The organism is Mesorhizobium sp. ZC-5 (genome assembly GCF_025753855.1).
In the GTDB taxonomy this organism is placed as follows: domain Bacteria; phylum Pseudomonadota; class Alphaproteobacteria; order Rhizobiales; family Rhizobiaceae; genus Neomesorhizobium.
Genome location: NZ_JAOWPT010000004.1, coordinates 159,776 through 175,537 on the forward strand (window position 1 = coordinate 159,776; position 15,762 = coordinate 175,537).

The window sequence follows — 15,762 nt, forward strand, 5'->3', positions numbered from 1 at the left end:
GAGAACTCGGACCGAGCATGGCGGTCGCCACGCGTTGTTCCGGCCAGCCGCACAAGCGTTACCGGAAATAGGGTTCCAGATTCTTCCTGATGCGGTCCAGCACGGTAGCGCCGGAAAGATCGGCAACGAAAGTTTTCCCGGTGATGGTTTCGTAGGCTTGTGTATAGACCCGCGACGTCTGTTCGATGAGCTCGTCCGGGATTTCCGGAATCCGTTCCTTGTACGGATCGCAGCGCGCCGTTACCCAGGAACGGATGAAATCCTTGTCGAAGCTGTGCGGCGGCTCGCCTTTGCTGAAACGCTCCTCGTAGCTTTCCGCGAGCCAGTAGCGGCTGCTGTCGGGCGTATGGATTTCATCGGCAAGGACAATCGTCCCGTCTCTATCCGTGCCGAACTCGTATTTTGTGTCGGCGAGGATCAATCCCCGTTCGGCGGCGCGCGCCTGGCCGCGGGCGAAGAGCGACAGCGCATGGCGGGAGACGATGTCCCATTGTGCTTCCGTCAGCAGCCCCTGTGCGAGGATCTCGTTTCGGGACAACGGCTCGTCATGGCCACCATCGAGAGCCTTGCTGGTCGGCGTGATGATCGCTTCGGGAAGCTTCTCGTTGTTGCGAAGTCCGTCCGGCAGGCGAATGCCGTACATATCGCGTTCGCCGGCCCTGTATTTCGACAGGACCGATGTGTTGGTGCTGCCGGCGAGATAGCCGCGAACGACGATTTCGACCGGCAGAATGTCGAGCCGGGTGCCGACGACGACATTGGGGTCGGGATAGTCGAGCACATGATTCGGGCAGATGTCGCCGGTCTCTTCGAACCAGTAGCGCGCCGTCTGGGTCAGAAGCTCTCCCTTGAAGGGGATTGCGGTCAAGATGACGTCGAAGGCACTCAGGCGATCGGTGGCGATGATGATGCGGCGGCCGTCCGGCAGATCGTAATTTTCCCGGACCTTCCCTTTGTAGTGGTTCGGCAGTTCGGGGATGAAGGCGTCTGAAAGAACGCGCGGGGTTCTCATATGGGCCTCATCTTTCGCCGGCGCTTGTCGTCCACGACGGCTTAGAGCGGCGGGAACCTTTGGGTCAAGCGGGATGGACCATTGAAGACCGCGCAAAGCTTTCATCGGGGTGCAAGCCACGCGTTTCAAACTTGCGGTAAGGGCGCGACTTGACCCCCGGAGGACGCGGACGCTAAAGTTTCCCCGCGCTCCCGACCGCTCAATCCTGAAGCTGGAGAATCCCCGTGTATCTCAAGTGTTTCGAACAGAGGGAGACGGGCAAGCATGCCGCATCCCACGCCGCAGCCACCTTCTCCCTTGTCCGCACAACTTTCGTAACACTGCTCTCGGGCAGGCAGTTGCTTGCGGCGGCTCTCGTGCTCGGATTTTGCGCGACTGCCAGCGCCGACGACATCCTTTTCGAAAACGTCCGCGTCTTCGACGGAAAAGGAGATGCGCTCTCGGCGCCGTCGAACGTGCTGGTCAAGGGCAATGTGATCGAGCGCATCTCGACAGACCCCATCGACGCCGCGGGCGCAGAGCGCATCGCCGGCAACGGGCGGACGCTGATGCCGGGGCTGATCGACGCGCACTGGCACGCGATGCTGATTGCTACCACCCCGGCAGAGGCGATGAGCGACATCGGCTTCGCCAATCTCGCGGCAGGCGACGAGGCGACCGATACGCTGATGCGCGGCTTCACCACCGTTCGCGACGTGGGCGGGCCGGCGTTCGGCCTCAAGCGCGCGATCGACCGGGGCATCATCGAGGGGCCGCGCATCTATCCGTCCGGCGCGATGATGACCGTGACCAGCGGACATGGGGATTTCCGCGAGCCCAGCGACCTGCCGCGCAGGGTCGGCGGCCTGTTCACCCCCATGGAAAGGACCGGCGGCAGCATAGTCGTGGACAGCCCCGACGAGGTGCGTCTGCGCGCCCGCGAGCAGTTCATGCAGGGGGCTGTGCTGCTGAAGGTGACGGCTGGCGGCGGCGTGTCGTCGCCCCACAGCCCGCTCGATGTCACCACCTTCACCTTGCCCGAGTTGCGGGCGGCGGTCGAAATCGCCGAGAACTGGGGCACCTACGTCGCCGCGCATGCCTTCACACCGGAAGCGATCGAAATGGCCATTGAGGCCGGTGTGAAGAATATCGAGCACGGCTTCCTGATGAGCGAGGAAGACGCCAAGCTGATCGCGGACAAAGGCATCTGGCTTGGCTTGCAGCCGCTTCACGAAGCGATGAGGACGAACCTCCCGGAGGGTTCGGTCGAGCGGGCCAAGGCGGACGAGGTGTGGCCCGGTATCGACAGGACATACAGGCTGGCGAAGAAGTACAAGATCAATACGACCTGGGGCACCGATATCCTGTTCTCGCGTGCGCTGGCCACCCAACAAGGGGCGATCCTGGCCTCGCTCAGCCGCTGGTACACGCCGGCCGAGGCACTTGCCATGGCGACCGGGACCAATGCCGAGTTGCTGGCGCTTTCCGGCAAGCGCAACCCCTATCCGGGAAAGCTCGGCGTCGTCGAGGAAGGCGCGCTTGCCGACCTCCTGCTCGTCGAAGGCAATCCGCTGGAAAATCTCGACCTGGTCGCCGATCCTGCCAACAACTTCAAGATCATCATGAAGGACGGCAAAATCTACAAGAACACGGTGGCGAAGTAACGCACATCTTGTCGACGCCCCTGCCCCCGCATCGGGCGCTTGACAGCCTTGCCTTCAAAGAAGGCGCGAGCGGTTGGAGCCCGCTCGCAGGCTAGTTCGCCCTCTCGACGGCTGGCGGCACCCATGAGCCGTCCATGACCGCCGGTTTCGGCCAGTAGGCACGGACGTAGAGCGAAAAATCGCCTTTCGGCGCAGGCAGCCAGTTGGCGCGCTGGACCGGATCGGTCGGCTCTACGGCCTGCACTGTGATGGTGAGCGAACCATCATCGGCGAGCTTCAAATCCTTGTTCTTCGTGCCGACGGAGAAGCGGTTGATCGGGTTGGCAATGAAGAAATGGTGCTCGTTGTAGATCGAGAGCGACCAGAAGCCGTTCACGGGCGGCGTCTGATCCTTCGCGAACGTCACCGTGTAGCGGTTCGCGCTGTTCAGCCGTGCGCCCGAGGCATCGCGGTCCTGGTAGAAGTACTTCGTCTCGTCGGGTGAATTGACCAGGATGTTCGACTTCGCAACAGCCGTCCTCGTGAAATAGTCGACCCCAAACGCGGATTCGTTGGAGATCGTACTCCAATGGTGGGGCAACTGCTGGCCATAGTTGCGGAACTGGAACAGCGGATTCACGAGCTTCTCTTCCGCATCTTTGGCCGCGTCGACCATCGCCTGCTTCATTTTCGGATTATCCTTGGCGGCGGCGAGCACCGCGAGCACCTGCGCGTAGCGGGCTTCTTCGCCGGGCAGCGGCGGTGCGTCGGCCAACACCGCCGGCAACTCGTCGAAGAACTTGTCGGGAAACACCCACCGCGTTTCCTCTTCGCCGGGCGGAGCGCCGGGGACCTTGGGCAGCTTGCTCCAGTCGATGCGTTTCATCTGACCGTCATAGTCGGCGAGCGGATACATCACGATGCCGGTCAGGACATCCTGAATTGCCTGCTTGTCTTCCGGCGTGTCGTCCTGCGCGATGCGTGGCGCGGCAAGACCCGTGTTGCTCGATGCGCGAAAAACCCTGGTGATTCCCTTTGGCACCTCGCCCTGCCAATCCGGACCGGCCAGCAGGTAGAAGCCGGGAGTGCTGCCGTGCATCTTGCCAAGCTGGGCGAAGCTGTCGGTGCGCAGATCGACGATCTGGTAGACCCAGAACCGATCGCCGAAATCCGGCACCTGAATGACGACAGGGGAAACATCCAGCGCGAGCAGACCGAGGCCGTAGACGACATCCTGGTTGGGACAGGCGACGTTGCGCTCCTCCGGATTGACATAGTCCGTGAGCATGGTGAGCGAGTTGAGCGGCGCTTCGAGCAAAGGACCGACGTACCTGTGTTCCTTCATCTTCGAGAACGCGAGACGCCGGTTGTACATGTTTACCAGCGGCCAAGCCCAGAAGAAGGCGTCGCGCGCGACGTGGGCGGCGTAAGCCTCGGTGATCTTCACGCGCGCATCCGGCCCGGAGGGCATCGCGGCGGCCCAGTTCGGCGAAGGCGGCAGGGGTTGCGGATTGTCCATCGAGCTTCCCCTACTTCGTCTTGATCAAGGCGGGCGGATAATAGGTGCCGTTCGCGACGCCTTCGGTCGGCCGGTAGAACCGGAACGTGAGGCGATACTTCTGCCCTTTCGGCGTCGGCAGCCAGTTGGCGTCGGGCGCGTCGGCCGGCTTCTGATCGGCGAAGTAAAGCGTAAGCGAGCCGTCCGGATTGTATTGCACCCCGGACTGGTTGTTGATCAGATATTTGTTGAGCGGATTGGGCAGCACGCGAAAGCGATGGCTGTCCACGGCGATCACCGACCAGAAGAACGTCGCGTACTGGGCGGGCAGCCCATCCTTGGGGAACGTCAGCGTATAGACGTTGTCACTCGAGAGGTCCGCGCCGGCCTGATCCACACTTCCCCGATAATAGAGGACTTCCGGCTTGATGTTGGCCCAGATGCCGCCGTTGTTGACCATCATGCGCGCCAGATAATCGAGGCCATATTCTCCAACCACACCGGGACGCGCCCAGCCATTCTGCACGGTGCCGTGGCCGATGCGCGCGCTGGCCTTACCGATATCAGCGAAGGCGTGGCTGCGGATCACCTGATCGACGCGCGCCCCGCTCCGCCGGATCCTTGATGGCATTCGCGATGGCGCGGGCTTTGTCACCCAGCGGCTCCAGCCCGACGCTGAGATCCACCTCGCTATCGAGCGCGATCCCGGCGGCGTCGAACGCTTCGACGCCCGGCAGCGATTCCAGTTCGAATATCGGTGTCTTGGGAATTTCCGGCAGCTTCGGCGTGCCCGTCGCGCGGAACTTGAACTGATGTTGCAAGGCTATTGCCGCGTCGGGATCGGAGCCGAGCTCGATGCGCGCAAGCACACGGGAATATTTCACGGGTAGATCGATGCGGGTTGCTCCCGTGGGGACCGCGACGTTCGTGCCCCTGAGGCATATTGCGAAGTCGCCGAACGGCCGCTTCGGAACAGGCGCTCGTTGATGTTGGCGATGGTCTCGCCCCAGCCGTTGAGGAAATGGACCGTATAGTAGCGGCCCTCGACCTTGGGCACGGTGACGATCGTGCAACTCGATTCGTCGGCCGCGACCCATGCCTCGGAGTAGGCGACGTCGAGATTGGGGTTAGGCCAATCGACCTCGCCCGGTTTGCGATGGACCAGTTCGTTCCATTTGAAACCTTCCTGGAAATCGAGCTGCTGCTGCCTGGTGATCAGAAGGCGCCCGAGCAGGTAGATATAGGAATCACTGATGTCTTGATCACTGAGCTGTTGCTGTGCGGACACTGGACTGGCCTCCGAGTCAGGACAAACCACTGCAAGTAGAACCGCAAAGCCTTCAATTCGCCAAACGGCACACCTCGCCGAATATTCTAAGCATACTACGCGGACGAACGGTAGAGACGAAGCACCTGGCAGTAATGACATTGATTAAGCGCACCGAAAATCTGACGCTTCCGGACATATGATTATCCAGACGAGGCGCGAAGCGCTCGTGCAAGGCTGCTGGCGATGACTGCATTCCACCTAAATGGCGACGGCAGATTTCGTCGGATGGCGCCGGCCCCAGACAATTTTCCATCGGCGAGGTTTGGGGTATGATCTGATTCTGGCGCAGCCCATGCCTCCCCCCTCCGCCGGGAAAGTATCTTTCATACAGGGCCGTTTTGATCGTCGAGCCAACTGTTCGAGCATCACGCACAAGGAGGGACTGCGGTACCTGCTCGCAATAGGAGGTTTTTCGATGAAGCTATCCGCGCCGATCTATCATCTGAAGCGCCAAGCCAGGCTCCTGTCCCGTCAGGAGAATATTCCGTTGCATCAAGCGCTTGACCGCCTTGCCTTCAAGGAGGGCGTGAGCGGTTGGAGCGCGCTCGTGGCCAGGGCATCCGCCGCGGCGCCGGCCGCCAAGCTGTTTGCGCGGCTGTCTCCCGGCGACCTCGTGCTGGTAGGGGCAAGGCCGGGCCAGGGCAAGACCTTGATGAGCCTCGAACTTGCCGTGGAGGCGATGAAGTCCAGCAATTGCAGTGTGTTCTTTACGCTGGAATACACCGAAAAGGACCTTCGGGACCGGTTCCGCGATCTCTGCGTGGATCTGGCGCAATTCGACCACCTGTTCGAATTCGACAATTCCGACGTCATCAGCGCGGAATATATCGCCAAGACGCTGGCATCGGCGCCTCGCGGCACGCTGGTCGTCGTCGACTATCTGCAATTGCTCGACCAGCGGCGGGAGAACCCGGAACTGGCAATCCAGATCGGCATGCTGAAATCATTTGCGCGTGAACGCGGGCTGATCATGGTCTTCATCTCGCAGATCGATCGGTCCTACGATCCGTCGGCGAAACCATGTCCCGATATCAGGGATGTCCGGTTGCCGAACCCGCTGGACCTGACGCTGTTCAACAAGACCTGCTTCCTGAACCAGGGCGAGGTGCGGTTCCGGGCGGCAGGCTGACGATCAAGCGAAAATCCGCGCCGACGCGCCAAAAACGGCGTGGGAAGCGATAGCGCCGCTTCCTGCGCCTCAATTAAGTTGACTTTTTCTTTCAACTTATGCATTTCCGATCTGGAATAATTCTAAACTGTAGTCCATATTCGTTTTCAACCTGCGACTCCGAGGACGAGCGATGCGGCTTACCCGCCAAACCAACTATGCGATCCGGATTCTGATGTACTGCGCGGCGAATGAGGGACGGCTGAGCCGCATCCCTGAAATCGCCGCCGCCTACACGGTGTCCGAACTCTTCCTGTTCAAGATCCTGCAGCCGCTGGTCGAGCATGGCCTCGTCGAGACGGTGCGCGGCCGTAATGGCGGCGTCAGGCTCGGCAAGCCCGCAGCGGACATCAATCTGTTCGATGTCGTGCGTGTCACCGAGGAAAACTTCGCCATGGCGGAGTGCTTCGAGAACGACGCGACCGAATGCCCGCTGGTCGACAGCTGCGCGCTGAACTCGGCGCTGCGCGAAGCGCTCAACGCCTTTTTCGGCGTGCTCGAGCGTTATTCGATCGCCGATCTGGTCAAGGCGCGGCCCAACGTGCGCGCCCTGCTCGGCATCGACCTGCTGGACCGGCCTGCCCTGGCGAGTTGAACGGGCAAGACCGGGAAACGGGTCACGCCGGGACCAATATCACGGAACGAGAAAGTCCGGTTGCGCCTCGGGCTGCGACAAGCGGAAGGCATCGAGCCGATTGCAGCGATCCTCCACGGCCAGCAGCAAGGGATAGGCGGCAAGCTCGCAACCGAGGCGGCGCGCGGTGCTCATTTGCGGGACAAGATGCAAATCCGCCCATCCCGGTTCATCGCCAAAACAGAACGGCCATTGGCTCGTGCGTTGGGCCAACGTCGCTTCGAGCGCTTCAAATCCGAGCGCCATCCAGTTTCGCACCCACCGGGTGACGCCCGTCTCGTCGACCGCAAGCTCGTCTTGCAGGAAGCGCCTCACGCGCTGAACCGTTATCGCGTGCATCTCGGATGCGATAAGCGCTCCGAACGCCCGGGCCTGCGCCCGCGTGATTGGCTCGGACGGCAACAAGCTCGGCTCGGGGTAAGTCTCTTCGAGATAATCGAGGATGGCGGACGACTGGGCGATGATGCGCCCGCCAACATCCAATGCAGGCAGCAAGCCTTGAGGATTCAGGCTATTATATTCCCCCGGAGCAAGAGAACTCACCGGCACATAGGTGAACTGCAAGTTCTTCAGCCGCAGCGCGATCCGGACACGTTCGCCTGCCGAATTCTGCCATCGCGACAACAAACGCATAACTCAATTCGCTTCTTCCGCTCCTGAAACGCCAGATTGCCCGCCAAGGGATGCGTCCGCAACAGGTTCAAACTGAAGCTGGGTTGCGACTCGCCGTCTAAATCCCCGCCGACTGCGGCAGCACGAAGGGGATGTTTGCGGCCGGCAGCACGCCGACCTTCAGCTTGCACTCGAACACCCGCGCGATCAGGTCGTCACTGAGCACTTCCTGCGGCGAGCCGGCGGCGGCAAGCCGCCCGTGGTGCATGACGTGGATGCGATCGGCGTACATGGCGGTCAGGTTGAGGTCGTGCAGGATGGCGACAACGCACCCTCCCCGCCTGGCGAAATCGCGGGCGATGTTCATGATGATGAGCTGATGCTTGATGTCGAGGCTGGACACTGGCTCGTCGAGGAAGAGATAGCGCGGCGCGCCTTCCAGCACCGGCGCCCACACCTGGCAGAGCACGCGGGCAAGCTGCACGCGCTGCTGCTCGCCGCCGGAAAGCTCCTGGTAGAAACGGCCGGCGAAACCGTCGAGGTCGACGCGTGCCAGTGCGCGGTCGGGCAGCCGCTCCGTCTCGCCCGCCAGCACGCCCGAACGGCCGTTGAGCATGCCGAGCTTGACGATCTCGCGCACCGTGAACGGAAACGACAGCGCCGTCTGCTGCGGCAGCACGGCCCGCAGCGCCGCCGATTCCCACGGCTTCATCTGCGAAATCCCGCAGCCGTTCATCGTGATCGAACCGCTGTGCGGCAGGTCGCCCGCCAGCGCGCGCAGGAAAGTCGTCTTGCCGGAACCGTTGGGGCCGACGATCGCCGCGAGTTCGCCCGGCCGCATCTCGAAATCGACGTTCTGGACGATGCGCTTGCCGCCGATGGACACCGAGACGTCGCGTGCTTCGATCATTTTCTTGCCCCTAGAGATCGATCAGCCCGCGCTTGCGCAGCAGGATCCACAGGAAGAACGGCGCGCCGACCGCGGCGGTGACGATGCCGATCGGCAGTTCCGCCGGCGCCACGATGGTGCGGCTGACGGCATCGGCGAGCAAGAGCAGGCTGGCGCCGAGTAGCGCCGAAGCCGGCAGCAGATAGCGGTTGTCGGGTCCGATCACCAGGCGCAGCAGATGCGGCACCACGATGCCGACGAAACCGATGCCGCCGCTGACCGCCACCGACGCGCCGACCGACGCCGAAACGGCAACGATCGCCACATATTTGAAGCGCTGCACCGGAATGCCGAGATGGCTGGCCGAAGCCTCGCCCAGCGCCAGGGCGTTGAGGCCGCGCGCCAGGAACGGTGCCGCCGCCAGCGACGCCATGATGATCGGCCCGGCGGTGGCGATCTTGCCCCAGGTGGCGCCGGCCAGCGAGCCTAGCTGCCAGAAAGTCAGGTCGCGCAACTGGCGGTCGTCGGCCATGAAGACCAGCAGGCCGGTGAAGGCCATCGCCATCGCGCCGAGCGCGATGCCGGCAAGCAGCATGGTCGCGACCGAGGTCTGCCCGCGCCGCGTCGACACCCGGTAGAGAACCAGTGTGACTGCCAGCCCGCCGCCGAAGGCCGCGACCGGCAGTGCGTAGATGCCGAGCATCGCGGTGAACGGTGCGAGCGAGGTGGCGCCGAGCACGATCACCGAAACCGCCCCCAGGCTGGCGCCGCTGGAGACGCCGACGAGACCGGGATCGGCGAGCGGGTTGCGGAACAGGCCCTGCATGACGGCGCCGGATACCGCGAGCGCAGCTCCGATCAGCACACCGAGCACGACGCGCGGCAGGCGGATGTCGTAGACGATGAGGCGGTCGCGCGCGGAAAGCGCGTCGCCGGGTGCCTGGAACAGCCAGTCCGACAGGACGGCGGTGGCCGACGCGTCGGACGCGCCGTAGGCGAGGCTGATCAGCACAGTTGCTGCAAGCAGCAGGCAAAGCAGCAGGATCGCCAGCCGCGCCCTGCCGCTGCGATCACCATCAGGATTGCGGCGCGCAGCCATGACCAGCGCGCCGTCGGCGGATCGATCGACCATGATGTGTCAGTTCTGCACCGCGTCGCCGTAGAGCGCGGCGGACAGATCGCGGATCGCGGCGGCGGTGCGCGGGCCGAAGCCGAGCAGATAGGCGCCATCCATGCGGATCAGCTTCTTGGCCTGGCCGGCCGGCGTCGACGCGATCGCCGGATGCGCGAAGAGATCGTTGCCGGTGGCGGCATGGTCGTCGCCCCCGCGATCCATCATCAGGATGACGTCGGGCTTGGCATCGATGATTGCCTCGTCGGAAAGCTGCTTGTAGCCGGAATAGTCGCTGACGACATTCACCGCGCCCGCCATGGCGATGATGCCGTCCGCGGCGGTGTCGGTCCCCGAAGCAAGGATCTTCCCCCCCTGCATGCTGAGAATGAACAGCACCCGCTTGCGCTCGGTGATCCTGGCGGTCAGCGCCTCGGCAGCGTCGATATCGGCCTCGACGCTCCTGGCGAGTTCGGCGGCCTTGCCCTCGTCGCCCAGCGCATGCCCGACAACCTTGATCTTTTCGATAATGCCGTCACGGTCGAACTTTTCCGGCACCATGACGAAAGGCACGCTGGCCTTCTTCAGGACATCGACCGTCTCGCGCGGGCCGCTGCCTTCGAGCGCGATGATCGCATCGGGGTTCACCGAAAGCACGCCTTCCGGCGACAGCTGCCGCATGTAGCCGACGTCAGGCAGCTGAAACACCGCCTGCGGATAGACGCTGGTCGAATCGCGCGCCACCAGCCGCTTTTCGAGGCCCAGCGCATAGACGATCTCGGTCACCGAGCCGCCGATCGCGACGACGCGTGCGGCATCCGGCAAGGCCGCTGTCGTTTCTTCCGAAAGGGCAGGAGAAGCAGCGAAGGCGAAAGCCAGGGCGGCACCGGCGACAAGCGCCTTGAACGACGAAAACAAACGCATCTCCACTCCTAGGCCGCCGTAGAGCGGGGAACGCGCGGCAGGTTCTCGGCGAGGAAGCGCCAGTCGCCGCGCTCGTCCTGGCCTTCGTGCCGCTTGCCGAAGAACTGGATGATCATCTTGCGGTCGGCATCGTAAGCCTCGAGCGAGGTGACGTGGCCGTCCTTGGTCGGCTTGCGCACCGCCCACAGTTCCTGGATGTGGTCGAGCCTGAGATGCAGATGGAACGTCTCGTCGAAAATATTGATCCACGGCCCCATCGGCTTGACGTTCTGGATCGGTCCGGAATGGATCTGGATGCAGCCGCGGTTGCCGACGAAGCACATGATCGGGATCTGGTCCTGCACCGCGTGATTGAACATCGCGGTCAGCGCGTCGACGTCGAGCGGCCAGGCGTAATCCTGGCCGACCATGCGGATCGCCTCGTGGCGGCTGAGCTTCAGCGCCTTCAGCATGCCGAAGAACTGGTGGACGTCGGTGAGCCGGCTCCAGCGGTCGCGCAAATCGTCGATATTGGCGGTGTCTTCCGGCGCGTTGTCGTCGTTGGCCGTTGCGAGCGGCACCGTCCGTACCGATTGCGACTGGTCCGCCGAGACCAGCTCTGCGACGAGCTTCTGATAGGCGTAAAGATTGGACGCCGGCCTCAGATGCACCTTGTGCACCGCTTCGCCGGTCTCGTCGAAGAACTGCAGGCTGTGCCTGACCCCGTCGCCGTCGCGCTTTTCGACCGCGAAGCCATGCGCCCAGATCTTGGGGAAGATGCGCAGGTCGATCTGCTCGCCCAGCACCATCGCGTTGTGGTTGCCGGTGACGACCTTGTCGTAGATGCCGATCTTTTCGTGCACGGCGCTTTCGTTGCGCGTCAGCGCCATCACTTCGCCGACCGCCTCCAGCCCGTTCAATACGTCGTTGACGCGCGGCTCGATGCAGGTGACGCCTTCGCCGACGAAAGCGGCAACGAATTCCGCTTCCGAAATGCCGAGTTGCGCGGCCAGGTCGCGCTCGCGCATCTTCGGGTTTTCGGCGCGCGCCTTTATGATCTCGCTCGGCGCGGGTTTCACCAATGCAGTCATTTCAGTCCCCTACTTGTTCAGTATCAGCTTGCCCTGCCGGGTGATCTTCAGCCGGTAGAGCGCACCGTGATGCTCGATGCCGATCTCGTGCTCGCCGACGAACAGGGACTGGCTGGTCAGCACGCGCATCGGCGCCCGCATCATCGGGGTCCTGTTTTCGATCGCCGGAGCCGGACGGCGGGTGTTGTGCGGGAAGTACAATGGGTTGTGGCTGTTCACGTGACTGGTCCCTTTTTGCGCGGGGCTTGCATCAGCTTGCTGGGCGGTTTTCGTGAATCCCAAACTGAATTCTTGACACTAATTATCAGGTTTAATAGGGAGTGCAATACCGGAGTATTCGAGTCAAGATTTTAGGCAACGAACGACGGAAATGCCAGCCAGCGAGATCGCCAGCCCGCATCCAGCAGCAATTTTGTGGAGAACGGGAATGGGGCCTGTCGATTCTAGGCAGACGGAGTGGGGTGTATCTCGGGCTGAAGGCAGGCAATCGCCTGCCTTTCGAACAAGGCCCATGCTTTTGGCCGGAGTAGCGGCGCTCGCTGTTTTCGGCATGCCTGCGCAGGCGCAGGAAACCACGCAGCCAGCCGCCGGCGCGCCCCCCGCCGAAGGACAGGCACAGGGCGAAACACTGGCGCAGGACAGCGCCGGCACCACGCTTCTCGACCGCGTGCTTGTAGTCAGCCGCACCGGCGAAACCTCGATCGAAAGCCTTGCCTCGACCAGCCAGGTCGACCAGGAACAGATCGACCGCCGCATGGCCGCCACCCCGCAGGATCTGCTCTTCGGCGTCCCCGGCGTCGCCCTGCAGACCGATGCCAACAGAACCGCCTCCAGCGTCAACATTCGCGGCCTGCAGGATTTCGGCCGCGTGGCCGTCATCGTCGACGGGGCGCGGCAGAATTTCCAGCGCTCCGGCCACGGCACCCAGTCGATGGTGTGGATCGACCCTGAACTGGTCAAACAGGTCGACGTGATCCGCGGCCCGGTCGCCAACACCTATGGTTCCGGCGCCATCGGCGGCGTCGTCTTCTTCGAGACCAAGGACGCCATCGACTTCCTGCGTCCGGGTGAAACCTGGGGCGCCTCGGTCACAGGCCGCTACGACACCAACGGCCAGGGCTGGACCACCAGCGCCACCGGCGCCTACAAGTTCAACGACGCGGCCGACGTCCTCGGCAATATCGTCTACCGCGACTTCGGCAACTACAAAGACGGCGACGGCGACGAAGTCGAGGGTTCCGCCTTCGACGTGCTCAGCGGCATGCTGAAGTCGACCATCCGCCCGAGCGAGAACAGCGAGTTGAAGCTCGGCTGGGTCGGCGCCGACGACAGCTGGACGGAAGGCTCCAACGCCTACGATCTCGGCGTCAAGCAGAACACGTTCACGGCACGCTACAACATCACCGACGAAGACAAGAGCTGGCTCGACCTGCACGTCAATCTTGCCTACAACCAGGCCGACCTCGACCAGACCTATCTGCGCGACGTGAGGCGTTTCAGCTCCATCACCGGCTTGCCGATCACCGTCCCGGCAGGCTCGCAGACCACGTACGATCTCGACACCACCGGCATCGACATCTGGAACACGTCGCGGTTCGATACCGGCACGGTCTCGCACGAACTCACTTACGGCGGCGACTGGGTCACCGACAATGTCGACACCGCCAGCCCGGAAGGCGGCAGCGACCTGTTCACGCCGAGCGGCGACCGCCGCGTTTCGGGCGCCTACATCCAGGAAAAGCTGACCTGGGACTGGCTCGAAGTGATCGGCGCGCTGCGTTACGACAGCTACGAACTCGACAATGACGAAGGCGACGTTTCCGGCGACCGGCTGTCGCCGCGCATTACTGTCGGCGTCTCGCCGTTCGAGCAGATCGGACTCGAGGGATTGCAGATCTACGGCACCTACGCGGAAGGCTATCGCTCGCCCTCGCTGTCGGAAACGCTGATCAGCGGGCTGCATCCCAACGGCGTCGTCTTCCCGTTCCTGCCCAATCCCGACCTGCGCCCGGAAACGGCAAAGACCTGGGAATTCGGCCTTAACTACAGCCAGGACGGCATCTTCGCCGCCGATGACGGGCTGCGCCTCAAGGCGGCCTACTTCAACAACGACGTGGATGATTATATCGGCGGCACCACGCTGTCGGCGTTCGACCCGACCAGCGGCTGCCCGTTCATTCCCGGCCCCGGCGTCATTCCGATCTGCTTCCAGTACCAGAACTACGCCAATGCCGAGATCAAGGGTTTCGAGCTTGAAGGCGTTTACGAAGCCGGCTGGGGATTTGTCGGGCTTTCGGCTTCGATCATCGACGGCCACACCGTTTCCTACGAAGGCGTAACGGAAGATCTTCTCACCATCCCGTCGTCGCAGGTCACCGCGCAGGTCGGCTTCCGTTTCCTCGAGGACAAGCTGACCATCGGCGGCGAAGTCCAGTACAACGGCGCCCCGGAGGGCAACGACACCGCGGAGGATTATACGCTGGTCAACGCCTTCGCCAGCTACCAGGCGACCGAGGACTTCAAGGTCGACTTCCGCGCCGACAACATCTTCGACGTCAAATATGCGAACCCGCTTAACTCGTCGGCCACGACGACCATCTACGAGCCCGGCGTGACGCTGAAGCTTGCTGCAACCATGCGTTTTGGAGGGTAATGAGTATGTTGAAACCGGCGGCGTTCGCCCGTTTTCTGACCGCGGCGGTCGCGATGTCGCCCATGCCGGTGCTGGCGCAGTCTGGGGATGCCGCGCCGGCACCGGTCCTCACCCTCGAACTCAACGCGCTGCAGCCCTCGGAAAAGGGCTGCCGCCTGACCTTCGTGGTGAACAACGGTCTCGGCGGCGAGCTTGCCCAAGCCGCCTTCGAGATCGCCCTGTTCAATGCCGAAGGCGTCGTCGACAGGCTGATGGTGCTCGATTTCAAGGAACTTCCCGTCGGCAAGACCAAGGTCAGCCGCTTCGACCTTGCGGGAGCCGACTGCGGCAAGATCAGCCGCGTGCTGATCAACCACGCGACGGAATGCACGGGGGGCGGCATCGAGCCGGCAGCCTGCACCCGTCAACTCAAGACCGATACGAAAACCAGCGTCACATTCGGTCTCTGAAGACAACCGCGGACGACCGGACTAACGCCTCGCGATGCAGCGGGCTATCCGGGACATGCCGCTTACGGACAATGAAATGAACGGACTGACCAGACTGCACACAATCGCCGCGGCGCGCGGCGACGGGCTGAGGCCTGAACTGCTCGCGCTGTTCCAGCGGCAGCACGAAACCGCGCGGCATCCAAACGTCGTCGTCCTGCAGCCGCAGGACCGCACTCAGGCGGGGCCGAGTCCGGTCGGCATCGGCACGACGGATTTGCCGGACGGCGTGCTTGCCTTCCCCGCCCGTCCGTGCACCAGTTTTCAACACGCCAGCAAACGCAAGCTTTGAAAGGAACCAACCATGTACATCGCGATGAACCGCTTCAAGGTGCAGAACGGCTCGGAAGAGGCGTTCGAGAACGTCTGGAAGAACCGCGATTCCAGCCTGTCCGAGATGAAGGGATTCCAGCAGTTCCATCTCCTGCGCGGGCCGGTCAACGAGGCCGAAGGCTATACGCTGTTCGCCTCCCACACGGTCTGGGCTTCGCACGAGGATTTCGTCGCCTGGACGAAGTCGCAGAACTTCCGCGACGCGCACAAGAACGCCGGCAACAACAAGACGGTCTATCTCGGCCACCCGCAGTTCGAGGGTTTTTCGGTCGTCGAAGGGGCTTGAAGTTTTTGACGGCGGTGCGTCCTTCGAGGCTCGCCCGTCAAGATTGGCGCGCAATCGGCTGCGGCCAGCAGGCTCCCACCTCAGGATGAGGATCGTTGGCGCTAACCGCCGGATGGATCCGTCGTCGCCAAC

The 15,762-nt window shown here is 62.9% G+C and carries 18 protein-coding genes; 7 read left to right on the forward strand and 11 right to left on the reverse strand.

The genetic code is table 11. The annotated features are described in order from the left end of the window. Positions 1-58: 58 nt before the first annotated feature. Positions 59-1,012, reverse strand: a complete 954-nt coding sequence (locus OHD58_RS12945) for a phosphoribosylaminoimidazolesuccinocarboxamide synthase (protein WP_263803768.1) — start codon at positions 1,010-1,012, stop codon at positions 59-61. Between the two features lie 338 nt (positions 1,013-1,350). Between OHD58_RS12945 and OHD58_RS12950 the strand changes: the two genes are divergently transcribed. Continuing rightward, entirely contained in the window at positions 1,351-2,655 is a 1,305-nt protein-coding gene (locus OHD58_RS12950; RefSeq protein WP_263804213.1) for a metal-dependent hydrolase family protein, read from the forward strand. Positions 2,656-2,746: 91 nt separating this feature from the next. Here OHD58_RS12950 and OHD58_RS12955 read toward each other — a convergent pair whose 3' ends face one another. From OHD58_RS12955 to OHD58_RS12970, 4 genes are read right to left on the reverse strand one after another with little or no spacing between them, the layout of a single operon-like run. Next, complete coding sequence (locus OHD58_RS12955) at positions 2,747-4,153, reverse strand: DUF1254 domain-containing protein (RefSeq protein ID WP_263803770.1); 1,407 nt, start codon at positions 4,151-4,153, stop codon at positions 2,747-2,749. A gap of 10 nt (positions 4,154-4,163) precedes the next feature. Further along, complete coding sequence (locus OHD58_RS12960) at positions 4,164-4,763, reverse strand: DUF1214 domain-containing protein (RefSeq protein WP_263803771.1); 600 nt, start codon at positions 4,761-4,763, stop codon at positions 4,164-4,166. After that, on the reverse strand, positions 4,696-5,001 hold the full coding sequence (locus OHD58_RS12965) for a hypothetical protein (protein WP_263803772.1): 306 nt from the start codon (positions 4,999-5,001) through the stop codon (positions 4,696-4,698). Before OHD58_RS12965 ends, OHD58_RS12960 begins: the two co-directional genes overlap by 68 nt. Positions 5,002-5,012: 11 nt before the next feature. Next, positions 5,013-5,420 (reverse strand): DUF1254 domain-containing protein, encoded by a 408-nt coding sequence (locus OHD58_RS12970; protein WP_263803773.1) that lies wholly within the window; start codon positions 5,418-5,420, stop codon positions 5,013-5,015. 457 nt (positions 5,421-5,877) lie between these two features. On the opposite strand from OHD58_RS12970, the gene OHD58_RS12975 reads away from it, so the two are divergent. After that, positions 5,878-6,591 carry a DNA helicase gene (locus tag OHD58_RS12975; protein WP_263803774.1) on the forward strand — a complete coding sequence of 238 codons (714 nt, stop codon included), beginning with the start codon at positions 5,878-5,880 and terminating at the stop codon, positions 6,589-6,591. Between the two features lie 172 nt (positions 6,592-6,763). Next, on the forward strand, positions 6,764-7,225 hold the full coding sequence (rirA, locus tag OHD58_RS12980; RefSeq protein WP_263803775.1) for an iron-responsive transcriptional regulator RirA: 462 nt from the start codon (positions 6,764-6,766) through the stop codon (positions 7,223-7,225). Positions 7,226-7,264: 39 nt separating this feature from the next. On the opposite strand, the gene maiA is transcribed toward rirA, so the two are convergent. From maiA to hemP, 6 genes are all read right to left on the reverse strand, one after another. Next, entirely contained in the window at positions 7,265-7,897 is a 633-nt protein-coding gene (maiA, locus tag OHD58_RS12985) for a maleylacetoacetate isomerase (RefSeq protein WP_263803777.1), read from the reverse strand. A 97-nt stretch (positions 7,898-7,994) separates the two neighbouring features. Further along, positions 7,995-8,786 carry a heme ABC transporter ATP-binding protein gene (locus tag OHD58_RS12990; protein WP_263803778.1) on the reverse strand — a complete coding sequence of 264 codons (792 nt, stop codon included), beginning with the start codon at positions 8,784-8,786 and terminating at the stop codon, positions 7,995-7,997. A gap of 10 nt (positions 8,787-8,796) precedes the next feature. Next, positions 8,797-9,897, reverse strand: a complete 1,101-nt coding sequence (locus tag OHD58_RS12995; RefSeq protein ID WP_263803779.1) for a FecCD family ABC transporter permease — start codon at positions 9,895-9,897, stop codon at positions 8,797-8,799. 6 nt (positions 9,898-9,903) lie between these two features. Beyond that, a complete protein-coding gene (locus OHD58_RS13000; RefSeq protein ID WP_263803780.1) occupies positions 9,904-10,800 on the reverse strand; it encodes a heme/hemin ABC transporter substrate-binding protein in 897 nt (298 codons plus the stop codon). 8 nt (positions 10,801-10,808) lie between these two features. Next, entirely contained in the window at positions 10,809-11,870 is a 1,062-nt protein-coding gene (locus tag OHD58_RS13005; protein WP_263803781.1) for a hemin-degrading factor, read from the reverse strand. 9 nt (positions 11,871-11,879) lie between these two features. Beyond that, entirely contained in the window at positions 11,880-12,089 is a 210-nt protein-coding gene (hemP, locus tag OHD58_RS13010; RefSeq protein ID WP_412177209.1) for a hemin uptake protein HemP, read from the reverse strand. A 292-nt stretch (positions 12,090-12,381) separates the two neighbouring features. Between hemP and OHD58_RS13015 the strand changes: the two genes are divergently transcribed. The 4 genes from OHD58_RS13015 to OHD58_RS13030 all read left to right on the forward strand — a co-directional run bounded on the left by OHD58_RS13015 (position 12,382) and on the right by OHD58_RS13030 (position 15,630). Further along, positions 12,382-14,523: a TonB-dependent hemoglobin/transferrin/lactoferrin family receptor gene (locus tag OHD58_RS13015; RefSeq protein WP_263803782.1), complete on the forward strand. Its 2,142-nt coding sequence runs from the start codon at positions 12,382-12,384 to the stop codon at positions 14,521-14,523. A gap of 5 nt (positions 14,524-14,528) precedes the next feature. Further along, a complete protein-coding gene (locus tag OHD58_RS13020) occupies positions 14,529-14,972 on the forward strand; it encodes a hypothetical protein (RefSeq protein WP_263804215.1) in 444 nt (147 codons plus the stop codon). A gap of 76 nt (positions 14,973-15,048) precedes the next feature. Beyond that, positions 15,049-15,303 (forward strand): hypothetical protein, encoded by a 255-nt coding sequence (locus OHD58_RS13025; RefSeq protein ID WP_263803783.1) that lies wholly within the window; start codon positions 15,049-15,051, stop codon positions 15,301-15,303. Between the two features lie 12 nt (positions 15,304-15,315). After that, on the forward strand, positions 15,316-15,630 hold the full coding sequence (locus OHD58_RS13030) for an antibiotic biosynthesis monooxygenase family protein (RefSeq protein WP_263803784.1): 315 nt from the start codon (positions 15,316-15,318) through the stop codon (positions 15,628-15,630). The last annotated feature ends 132 nt before the right edge of the window (positions 15,631-15,762 follow it).